At 36.8% G+C, this 12,049-nt stretch carries 7 protein-coding genes; 5 read left to right on the top strand and 2 right to left on the bottom strand.

Annotated features, from left to right (window positions below):
- Positions 1 to 105 precede the first annotated feature (105 nt).
- Together AC0L6O_RS03170 and AC0L6O_RS03165 are read left to right on the top strand one after the other, a co-directional pair.
- Positions 106 to 852 (top strand): NIPSNAP family protein, encoded by a 747-nt coding sequence (locus AC0L6O_RS03170; protein WP_473306271.1) that lies wholly within the window; start codon positions 106 to 108, stop codon positions 850 to 852.
- Between the two features lie 11 nt (positions 853 to 863).
- Positions 864 to 2,864, top strand: a complete 2,001-nt coding sequence (locus AC0L6O_RS03165; protein ID WP_473306269.1) for a metallophosphoesterase — start codon at positions 864 to 866, stop codon at positions 2,862 to 2,864.
- Here AC0L6O_RS03165 and AC0L6O_RS03160 read toward each other — a convergent pair.
- Both AC0L6O_RS03160 and AC0L6O_RS03155 read right to left on the bottom strand, forming a co-directional pair.
- The gene (locus tag AC0L6O_RS03160) at positions 2,847 to 5,957 is read right to left on the bottom strand and encodes a PAS domain S-box protein (protein WP_473306267.1); all 3,111 of its coding nucleotides are present in this window, start codon (positions 5,955 to 5,957) and stop codon (positions 2,847 to 2,849) included. The two genes, AC0L6O_RS03165 and AC0L6O_RS03160, sit on opposite strands and share 18 nt — an antisense overlap.
- Positions 5,958 to 6,116: 159 nt before the next feature.
- Positions 6,117 to 6,959 (bottom strand): cupin-like domain-containing protein, encoded by an 843-nt coding sequence (locus AC0L6O_RS03155; protein ID WP_473306265.1) that lies wholly within the window; start codon positions 6,957 to 6,959, stop codon positions 6,117 to 6,119.
- A gap of 100 nt (positions 6,960 to 7,059) precedes the next feature.
- Here AC0L6O_RS03155 and AC0L6O_RS03150 point away from each other — a divergent pair, with 100 nt between their 5' ends.
- From AC0L6O_RS03150 to AC0L6O_RS03140, 3 genes are all read left to right on the top strand, one after another.
- Entirely contained in the window at positions 7,060 to 7,638 is a 579-nt protein-coding gene (locus AC0L6O_RS03150; RefSeq protein WP_473306264.1) for a DUF4230 domain-containing protein, read from the top strand.
- Positions 7,639 to 7,837: 199 nt separating this feature from the next.
- The gene (gene secA, locus AC0L6O_RS03145) at positions 7,838 to 11,149 is read left to right on the top strand and encodes a preprotein translocase subunit SecA (protein WP_473306263.1); all 3,312 of its coding nucleotides are present in this window, start codon (positions 7,838 to 7,840) and stop codon (positions 11,147 to 11,149) included.
- A gap of 21 nt (positions 11,150 to 11,170) precedes the next feature.
- Positions 11,171 to 11,968, top strand: coding sequence for an SDR family oxidoreductase (locus AC0L6O_RS03140; RefSeq protein ID WP_473306261.1), 798 nt, complete (start codon positions 11,171 to 11,173; stop codon positions 11,966 to 11,968).
- Positions 11,969 to 12,049: the final 81 nt, after the last annotated feature.

Genomic DNA, 12,049 nt, shown 5'->3' with positions numbered 1-12,049 from the left:
TTGTCGAAAATCACCATTTGGTTTTCACAATAGCTTATAAGGGAATAAAGGGGGTAGTTTTGAAATGATTTACTGTAAATTTACAGAAAACCTATTAAATAAATTATGAAACTTATACTCCTATTCTCTATGGCCCTATTAGCTCTAAACGTGGATGCCAAACCTGACACAAAGGTTTATGAATTACGTGTATATCACTGCCATGAAGGCAAAAGAGATGACCTTATTGCTCGCTTTCAGAATCATACTACGCGTATTTTTGAGAAGCACGGCATGACAAACGTAGCCTACTGGTTACCTACTTCACCAGACATGAAGAATGACCTAATCTATATGCTATCTTACCCTTCTATGGAAGCAAGACAAGCAGCATGGAAAGCTTTTTCTGCCGACCCAGAATGGCAAAAAGTAGCTGCTGACTCTCAAATAAACGGAAAAATAGTAGCTGCGGTGGATTCTAAATTCCTAAAAATGGAGCCTGAATTGACAAAGAAGCTAAAGTTAAAAGCTAAATCTCCAGAGCGAATCTTTGAACTTCGTTCTTACTATTGCCTTCCAGGAAGATACCCAAACATAGTTGCTCGATTTAGAGACCATACTAGAGACATTTTCGAAACACATGGTATTGAAAACATAGCCTACTGGGGCACTATAGAAAAAGACAATACTCAACCACATTTGGTATATATCATTGCTCATGAAAGTGAAGCTGCCGCCAAAAAATCATGGGACGCTTTCCGAGCTGACCATGTATGGAAAAAGGCTCAAAAAGTTTCTGAAGAAGATGGTAAAATAGTAGAAAAAGTAGTCTCAGTCATGATGACTCCATTGCCGTTTTCAAAGCTTAGATAAGTTTTATTTACATGAAAATTGCCACTTTCATCTTTGGTCTTCTAGCTAGCCTCTCCCTTATGGGACAAGAGATTACTAGAGGGCCTTATTTGCAATCTGCAAGGCAAGATGGTCTGATTATAAAGTGGCGTTCTAATGCTGTTCAGGTTTTTGAAATAAAATACGGCCTTCAGCCAAATAAATTAGATAGCTCAAAAACCATTACAGGCTTTATTGATTTTGAAGCCAATTTGACAGGCCTTTCGCCTGCTACACTGTACCATTACTCCATTACCAACTCTGAGAATAAAACGGTAATTGGCTCTTTTAAAACATTGCCTTTAACTGGCAGCACAAAAAAACTAAGCTTTGTGGCTTTTGGTGACTGCGGAACAGGCACTACAATGCAAAAGGAGGTTCTTTCGCAAGTCAAGAACTACTACCAAGAAAGGCCTATAGATGGCATGCTTTTATTAGGTGACAATGCTTACAGTTTTGGTTTTGACAGAGAATATCAATCCAAATTTTTCGCTGTTTATCAAGAAGATTTATTAAGAAAAACGGTTTTATGGCCAAGCCCCGGAAATCACGATTATGCGGGTAAGCTTTGGCCAAATGACCTAGGAGAAAGGCCTGATTATTTCAATATTTTCAATTTACCTACACAAGGTGAATCGGGTGGTTTGGCGTCAAACAGTGAAGCTTACTATTCCTTTGATATTGGCAATGTTCATTTTGTTTCTCTAGATTCTTATGGGCAAGAAGACGGCCAAAGAATGTCAAACCTGCTAGGGAAACAAGCCAAATGGTTGGAGGAAGATTTAACCGCCAATCAGCTTAAATGGACAGTGGTTTATTTTCACCACCCTCCTTTTTCTAAAGGCTCGCATGATTCTGATAAAGAACAAGAGCTAATTGATATAAGAAATAACCTTGTCCCCATTTTTGACAAATACGCTGTAGATTTAGTATTGACAGGGCACTCTCACACCTATGAAAGGTCTTATTTACTAAATGGATTTAACGGTCCTGAAACTGAATTTCAAAAAGACAAACACGCAGTAAGCAGCTCTTCTGCAAAATATAATCAACAAGAGAACTCTTGCCCATATAAAAAAGCTGATTTAGGTACCGTTTATATGGTAGCTGGAACCGCAGGCTGGGTTGGTACTACATCTGAGGGTTATCCTCATGACGCCATGTATTTTTCAGATACCAAAGAAACCGGAGCCGTGATTATAGAAGTAGAAGACAATGTATTCACCGTCAAATATCTTACTTCAAAAGGCATTACACTTGACAATTTTGTAATGGTAAAAGAAGAGCAAACCACTGAAAACCTAAGGATAGACTGTGGCGAGTCTTTGACATTAAAAACCAAGTGGTCGGATAATTCTTTGCTAAAAAACTGGAACCCTGAGGTTAATACAACACCCTTAATTCAAGACACATTAATTAGTATTACAGACAGCCAAGGTTGTCTAACTCAAAGCTTTCAAGTTCATGTCAATGCACTTCCTGCCCCTGTTGCGAGTTCTAACTCGCCTATCTTAGCTAACCAAGATCTTACCTTAAGTTCACAGACAAACAGTAACGGAACCTTGACCTGGAAAGGTCCAAACAATTTTCAAAGCAATGAGCCAAACCCAACATTGAAAAATGTGAGTACCAAAGAATCTGGAATTTATATTTTGACCGAAACTAATGGAGGCTGTGTGAGCGAAACGGCTATTGAAGTAATTGTCAACCCTGTTCTAAGCACTGAAACGCCTTTGGCGAAGCTCATTATTTCTCCAAATCCGTCTAAAGAAAGGTTTAAGGTTTTATTTAATCCTGTCAAGTCTGACACTTATAGTTTTCAGCTTTACACCCTTTCGGGTCAAATGCTTTATCAAGAAGCACATTATATTGATACCAAAACAAACTTTGAACTAGCCATTGACATTCAAAAAGCTAGATTAAACCAAGGTCAGATGATTTTGAAAGTAAGCTCCGAAAGCTATAGTCAAAGCAAATTAATCTCCACCTTTTAAACTATTTGCAAAAGGGAAAGACACCTTAACCGAGGTTCCTACATCTTTTACTTCGGGTTCATCTGTAAGGTTAGAAACCATGTAAGTAATATTGGATTGGTGAATGGCATTATATGTCATAAATCGTTCGGCCGTAATTTTCAAGCCTTGAGAAATATAGCCTTTATTCGTTTTAGCTAAAATAGCTTCCGCTCTATCTCTTCCCACGCCATCGTCTTCTATTTTACAAAGTAGGCTGCCATCATGGTTTTCAAAACTAATTTTGAGTAAGCCTTTTTTGTCTTTATATCTTATTCCATGGTTAATAGAATTTTCTACAAAGGGCTGAAGCATCATACTTGGGATTTCCATTAACACATCAACCTCAGGCCCCAAATCTATCTTAAAATCAAACCTATCACCAAACCTCATCTGCTCCATTTCTACATAAAGCGTTAAAAGCTTAATTTCCTCTCTTAATCTTATCTTAACCGAACGAGAGGAGTCTAAAAAGGAACGAATTAGCCTAGCAAACTTACTTAAATAGTCATTGGTAGATATAACATCATTTTTAAGAATAAAACTCTGAATAGAGTTAAGCGAATTAAATATAAAATGAGGGTTCATTTGCATTTGAAGTGTCTTCAGCTCTAATTCTGCCTTAGCCATTTCAGCCTTCATCGCTTGGTTTTTAACTTCGTTAAGCTCTCTTTCATTTTCCTTTTCACCAGTCACATCTATCGCTACACCTAAAAGCATATACGGCTCACCATTTTCATCTCTTATAGTCTTTGCTATATTATGAACCCATCTTTCCACACCACTTTTACTTACAATTTTACAAGTACCCGTGGCAATTTCAAGAGAGTAAATTCTCTTTTTAAAACCCTCTAATAAGTGCTTATGTTCTGGATGAACGGCCTTCTCCCAAAGGAGCCAATCTTCTTGCCATTCTTCTAGATTAAAGCCATAAAACTCCTCAAAAGACTTACTTACAAACAAAGGCACATAGTCTGGTATACTAGCTGCCCAAACAGCCTCATCTAAGGCAAATAAAAGATCACTTAAATTTCGCTCACTACTTTTAAGTTGATTTTGAGTATTAACCTGTTCTGTAATATCTAAACTAATACCCAGCATCATGTCTAATTCTCCACTTTCGTTATAAACGTATTTAGCCACACTATTTAACCACTTCAGATTACCATTAGCATCTTTAATTTGTACTAAAGCTTTAGCGGCTCCTTTTAAAGCTAACTCGTCCAGTAGCCGTTGGTGCTCTTCTTTTGAACTCTCTAAAACACAGTCAGTCCACACTTCGGTGTTTTGATACCATTTATCTGTTGATATCCCCACCACCTTTTCAAAAGATTCGCTAATAAAAAGTGGCTCTCGGCTCGGTAATTTTATAGCCCAAACTATTTCGTCCAAAGAGTTTAAAATAAGCGAAAGCTGCTTTTCACTTTTCTCCAATTTTTTAAGAACCATCACCTTTTCGGTAATATCTACGGCCATGCCCAAAATCATAGTGGGTCTACCTTCGTCATCAAAAAGAATTTTCCCTCTATTCTCTACCCAGCGGACTTCTCCCTCTTTATTTAATACTCTTAGAGTGTAGCTAGCAAAGGTTTTATTTAGCACATCATCTAAAACCGTCCCAATTATATGTTTATCCTCCTCGTGAATTACTTCCATCCACTTTTCAGGATTTTCTTTCCACTCTTTCAAGGTAAATCCAAATAAACGCTCAAAAGATTTACTCATAAATGTTGGCGTGTAGCTATAAAAATCAATAGCCCAAACCGCCTCATTTAAGGCGTGTAGAATTTCACTTAAAAGCTGTTCATTCTCCTTAAGTTTAAATTCAGAATCAATAGATGCTGAAATGTCTCTAAAAATAACAACAGTGCCCTCGTGCTTACCCTCAGCGTCGTAGATAAAGTTGATCGTATCTTCCCGCCAATAGTATTCTCCCGATTTATGCCTTGCCCGCATCTTTAGAACTAAACTCTTCTCTTTTTGTGCAACAGCATTTTGCCCTAAAACGCTAATAGTATCTCTTTCTTCTGGGTGAATGAAGCCTAACATATCCATTTCACTATACTCAAGCATTTCATTAAAACTATAGCCTGAAATCCTTTCACTAGAGGCAGAATAGTATTTTAAAAGTCCACCTTGCATCACAATAATACCATCGGAAGTATTCTCGGCAATAAATCTAAACTGCTCTTCTTTCTCTCTTAATTGCTCTTCAACATATGAACGGTCTGTTATATCCTGCCCTATACCAATTATTCCAGAAACCTCGTTATTATCATCTTTAAGAGGGTACTTAGAAACCAAAAATTTCCGAAGGCTTAAATCTGATGGTCTAACATGAAACGTTTCTTGGTTTAAAATAGCCTTACCGGTCTTAAGCACAACATCATTCCCCTCCATCCCTTCTTCTCCAGTATCTCTTGGAAATATCTGCGTGTTAGCCTTCCCTAAAACCTCTTCTTCTGAAGCTGCTCCAACATACTTCAAAGTCTCTTTATTAGACAAAATCCACTTGTAATTTTTATCCTTCACAAAAACATGAAAAGGCAAATTATCAACAATGGTTTTAAGCAAAAGACGTTCTTCTCGAAGCTCCTTTTTCGTCTCTTTTACTCTAAATAAGCTATTGACCAAGGATACTAAACCAGCCACTAGACTAACAAAGTATACCTCGCTATCACTCCATTCTCTTTTTTCTCCAATATGTTCACAGCAAAGTATTCCCGTCTGTTTTCCTCGTTCGTGAATAGGAACATCAAGCATAGATGTGATACCAAATGACTCTAAATATCCATCTTTAAATTCACTCGTACTTTCGTGTGAAGCCGCGTCATTTGCTACAATGGGTGCTCCTGTTTTAATCGCTTTAAAATATGAAGGGTATTCCTTTTCAGATAAAGTTCTATTAGTCTTACTTATTTCTCCTTTAAAGTAGGTACATCTAGAAACCATAGTGTCTTCATACAAATCCCAAAAGCTTAACCTGTCAACCTCAAGTACCTGATTAATGGATTTAGCTATTTCCTCATAAGCATGTGAAACACTCTGAAACTGGGAGAAATCGGTTTTAAGCAATTTTACCAGTGTTATATTTAGTATATTATTGGGATCAATATTTACCAATGTGATTTAACTTTTACAATTCTAGGAATTCAGGCAATTTACTCAATTCCCCCATAAAAAAAGTGGATTCTGCTTTCACAAAATCCACTTTAAATATTGTAAATCAAAATTTTAGATAAATTCCATTGCGTTTTCTGAAGCTTTATTTTCTTTCCATTCCTTCCATTTCTTTCCTAAAACCTTAGTCATGCCTCTATCTACAATACTGTGTCTTGCTAAAAACATTCCACCTTTCAGGGTAGTAAAAACAGAATCATTTGCTCTTAATGCTAAACTAAAGCCTCCATCTACGTATCTGATATGATGCCACCATAGTGAAGGAATAAAAATAGTTTCACCATGACCAAAAACGCCCTCTTGACCAACTAAATTTTTGGCCGCAGGAAACCTGTCAAAGTCAGGATTTTCTGGGTCAAAATGACTCATAACGGTATAAGGATGCTTATAAAGCTTTTTACTTTGATCAGGCCCAAAAAGAATAACCTTTTTTCTAGTTTGAAACTGTGTTAAAAAGACATTAGAACAATCCATGTCATAATGCAAACTGGTGACAGAATCCTGTCCGCCAAAAAACATAAACTTATAGCTTTTAATAAAGCCATCCATTATAGTAGGGTAACGAATATCTTCAGCTAATTCAGGTATCTTCTTAAAGATATCGAACAAAAATATTCTCAAATCTACCGGTCCAGCTTGAATGAGGTCTAGGTAATCACCAAACTTCATTTTTTTCGCAATCTGAAAGTACTTATCCGGATCATGATAGTGCTTATCTATCAATGGCACTTCTAAATTGCCATGATTTTTCTTTAGCCAATCAAAAGTCCACTTCTCAGTAGCTGGCCAATCTTTTACCAAGTCGGTAAAAATGACCGGCTTTTTGGGCTTTAAGTAACTTTCAATGAATTCTTCTCTTGATAAATTACTTCTTCTTTCTATTGCTTCTAATTGCATAAAACTAAATTCGGATTAGTTTCGTTTTCATTAAAACTAAAATCTTTAGTGACCATTTGTATTCTGCAACAAAATTAATATTATTTCCATTCATTACGTAATGACAAAAATCATAAAAAATGTTATCAGCCTTCTTATTGTTGCCCTCATTGCCATTCTTGTTTGGGAACTATTAATCCCAAAACTGTCAAATCCGTTCAAAATTAAAAGTATTGAGTCTAATCACTCCATAATTCTTAAGGAAGTAAAGACAATGGGAAATCTCGAATTAGCTGCTTACTACTTTAACGATATAGTAGAGCAAAAGCTTCCTAGAGACTTTTTGCCTGACCCAAAAGCTCTTTTAATTGTATATGGCAGTGCTTCTGGTTGTATTGATTTAACAAAAATAGGTAATGATGATGTATATACTTTAGGAGACACTACTTATATAAAATTACCAAAACCATATATCTGTCATTTTAAGATTGACCATTCAAAATCAAAAATTTACGACTCCGATTATGCCTTCATGAATGAAGAATTACTTTTTGGCGAAGCATTTAAATCGGCAGAAAAGAAACTTCTTCAAACCGCCCAGAATTCAAATTTACTCAAGACGGCTGAAGAAAATGCTTCAAAAATTTTAGTCCCTCTGTTAGAGAAAACCTCTAGAAACCCTGTAGTAGTAGTAAACTAAACCTGACAAAATCAGCCATAAGGTAATATATAACTTGTAAAAACAAGCAATTCTGGCACTTAAGACTCCTTATACCATGAAACATTGTCAATTTGACACACCTTGCTTTTCATGCACTATTCTTGTTATGTTACAAGTGTTATTAAGTAATTTTGTATTCTATTTTCTATAAGCGATATAAAGATTTTAAAGATATATAATGTTAGATTTTTTAAGTAAAGGCATCTCAAAAATATTCGGTACTAAATCTGAAAGAGATGTTAAAGAACTCACTCCATATGTTACGGCTACTAATCAGGAGTTTGAAAAACTTGGTCAATTAAGCAATGACGACTTCAGAGCTAAAACTGCCGAACTACAGCAGTACATCAAAGACTCGCTTGCATCCATTACAGATGAGATAGCAGCTATCGAAAAAAATATTGAAGAAAACGCTGAGTTGAGCATTGCTGACAAAGAAGCTGCTTTTAACCAGATAGATAAATTAAAAGAGCAAGAGAATGAGGAACTTGAAGTAGTTCTTCTTGAGATTCTTCCAAAAGCTTTCGCAATTATCAAAGAAACGGCGAGAAGGTTTAAAGATAACGATAGCATTACCGTTACGGCTAGCCACCTAGATAGAGAGCTGGCCATGAAAAAAGGCCATATCACTATTGAAGGCGACCAAGCAACTTGGAATAGCACATGGGAGGCAGCAGGCAATCTATTGAGATGGGATATGCTACACTATGATGTTCAAATTATTGGTGGAGCCGCACTACACAAAGGAAAAGTAGCTGAGATGCAAACGGGTGAGGGTAAAACCTTAGTAGCTACATTCCCGGCTTTCCTTAATGCACTTGCAGGCAAAGGTGTACATATAGTAACAGTCAATGATTATTTGGCACGACGTGACTCTGAGTGGATGGCTCCTATTTTTGAGTTTCATGGTATCACTTGTGATTGTATTGACAAATATCCAGCAAACAGTAATGCCAGAAGAGAAGCTTATGCCGCTGGTATTTCTTACGGAACAAACAACGAATTTGGTTTTGATTACCTAAGAGATAATATGGTAAGTAATCCAAAAGAACTTGTTCAAAAGAGACACCACTTCGCCATGATTGATGAGGTTGACTCTGTTCTTATTGATGATGCTCGTACACCACTTATTATTAGTGGACCTATGGCAAAAAAAGGAGACGAAGCTCTTTACAATTCTCTTAAACCTAGAATTGGTCAAATTGTAGAAGTTCAAAAAACAATTGTCAACAACTACCTTAACGAAGCCAAAAAATTAATAAAAGCTGGTGAAATAAAAGAAGGTGGCCTTTCTCTTTTCAGAGCTTACAGAGGTTTACCCAAAAGTAAACCACTGATTAAGTACCTATCAGAAAGTGGTATCAAAAAGATATTACTTGATACAGAGGCTACCCACATTGCGGAAAACAACAAATTAATGCCGCAAGCCGACGAACCTCTTTATTTCACTATTGATGAAAAGAATAAGGGCATTGAACTTACAGATAAAGGTATTGACTACTTAACAGGCCATGATGAAGACCCTAACTTCTTTATCATGCCAGATTTGTCAATCAAAATTGACGAGATTGACAAAAGTGAAGCATCAGAGCAAGATAAAATCCTTAAAAAGGACGAACTTATAAGAGACTACTCTACTAAGGCTGAGCGAATTCACGCTGTAAACCAACTCCTTAAATCTTACTGCCTATTTGAAAAAGACGTTGATTACGTATTGATGGATGGCAAAGTTAAGATTGTGGATGAGCAAACTGGCCGTGTGATGGATGGTAGAAGATGGTCTGACGGACTACACCAAGCTGTTGAAGCAAAAGAGAATGTAAAAATTGAAGACTCTACACAAACTTATGCTACCGTAACGCTTCAAAATTATTTTAGAATGTATCACAAGCTGGCTGGTATGACTGGTACAGCCGAAACTGAAGCTGGCGAGCTTTGGAAAATATACAAGCTTGATGTAATGTCTATTCCTACTAACAGACCTATAGTTAGAGATGACATGCAAGACAAGGTTTACAAAACGGTTAGAGAGAAATATAATGCTGTTGCTGACGAAATCGTAGAATTAGTTGAAGGCGGAAGACCAGTACTTTTAGGAACCACTTCTGTAGAAAACTCTGAAATATTAAGCAAAATGCTTAGTATCAGAAAGATAAAACACCAAGTACTTAATGCTAAGCAGCATTCAAGAGAGGCTGACATTGTAGCTGAAGCTGGAAAGCCTGGTACTGTGACCATTGCAACTAACATGGCCGGTCGTGGTACGGATATTAAACTTACCGCAGAAAGTAAGGCTTCCGGTGGATTAGCTATTGTAGGTACAGAGCGTCACGAATCTAGAAGGGTAGATAGACAGCTAAGAGGTAGAGCTGGACGTCAAGGAGACCCAGGTTCTTCTCAATTCTTTGTGAGTTTAGAGGATAGTTTGATGAGGCTTTTCTTCTCAGACCGTACGGCCAAAATGATGGATAAACTTGGCATGGAAGAGGGTGAGGTTATTCAACACTCCATGATTACCAATTCTATTGAAAGAGCTCAACAGAAAGTTGAAGAAAATAACTTTGGAGTTAGAAAGCGTCTTATTGAGTATGATGATGTCATGAACATCCAAAGAGACACTATTTACAAACGTAGAAAAAATGCACTCTTCGGCGACAGACTTTCTTTAGACATTGCCAATGTACTTTATGACAACTGTCATGCTATCTTGTCAAATGCAAACAACAATTATGACGAGTTTGAACTAAGAACTTTACAGAACTTAGGCTTTAAACCAGCCATCACTCGTGAAGAATTTGATAGCGGAAAATCTAGCTTAGAAAACACTTTCTACGATTTAGCCGAAGAGCATTACGCTGAAAAAAATCGTGCAATAGCAGATAAAACAATCCCTGTACTACAAAAGGTACTTGAAGATAGAAATGCTATTAAAGACGAGCCGTTTATGGCAGTAGTGGGTGATGGTACTAGAAATATTGCAGTTTTCTGCGATATGAAGAAAACCGTTGAGTCAAACGGAAAAGAGCTAATCAAGGAAATGGAAAAAGCCATTTCTTTAAGTGTAATTGACCAAGAGTGGAAAGAGCACTTGAGAGACATGGATGATTTGAAGCAGTCTGTACAGAATGCTTCTTATGAACAAAAAGACCCGCTTTTGATTTACAAATTTGAAGCGGTAGAGTTATTCCAGAGCTTCCTTCAAAAGGTAAATGCAGAAATGATTTCCTTCTTAATGAAAGCTGGAATAGTAGAAATGCGTTTCCAACAAGTAGCTCCTCCAAAACAAGACAAACCGAAACTTTCTACAAACAGAGCAGAAGGAGCTGGAGAAGAGGGAATAGCACAAGTTACTCCTGCAAAATCTCAAAAAGTGGCTAACAGAAACGAAAGAGTGAGTGTTCAATTTAAAGACGGCTCTATTAAAAGAGATGTCAAATTCAAATTCGTGGAAGAAGAGGTAGCAGCTGGTAACGCCGTTTTAATTGACTAAGAATTAAAAAGAGCCAAATTCATGAATTTAGAAAACAAAGTAGTTTGGATAACGGGAGCTTCTTCTGGAATAGGAGAAGCTACCGCTTATGAATTTGGTAAACATGGCTGCAAACTTATTCTTTCGGCTAGAAGAGAGAATGAGCTTTTAAGAGTGAAAGAAAACTTAGCCTTGCCAGAAGGTCATGTTTTAGTTTTACCAATGGATGTTCAAGATATTGAAGTGTTTGGTTCACTCACCCAAAAAGTAATTGAACATTTCGGGCATATCGACATCCTTTTCAATAATGCAGGTATTTCTCAGAGAAGTTTTGTCTTGGAAACGGATATTGAGGTTTATAAAAAATTAATCGACATTGACTTAATTAGTGTCATTGCATTGACCAAAGCTGTACTGCCATATATGGTTAAGCGTAAGTCAGGGCATATTGCTGCCACTTCAAGTGTAGCAGGTATAGTGGCTACTCCAGGCAGGTCTGGCTATGCCGCTGCAAAGTTTGCTCTCAGAGGATTTTACGATTCTTTAAGAGCTGAAATCTACAAATACAACATAGGGGTTACCGTAGTTTGCCCTGGTTATATCAATACTGATATCTCAAAAAACTCACTTTCTGCTGATGGTTCTAAATATGGCAAAATGGACAATAACCAAATAAATGGATTGTCTTCTACAGAATGTGCCAAACAAATAGTAAAGTCAATTTCTGCAAATAAGAACGAAATATACATAGGTGGCCTAAAAGAACGGGCCGGTGTGTATTTGAAAAGATTTTTCCCTAAGATTCTTAGTAAAATCGTTGTTAAACAAGCCCCTAAATAAGGAGTCGTTCATAATAGTATGCATGCATACCTTTATACTTTTCCAACAAAGGATAGCACTATTCCCATATAAATAGAATTT

This window comes from Arcticibacterium sp. GJ41-1 (assembly GCF_055808875.1).
Note: the sequence above shows the minus strand (reverse complement) of the source record. Positions and strands in the feature narration are given on the sequence as shown.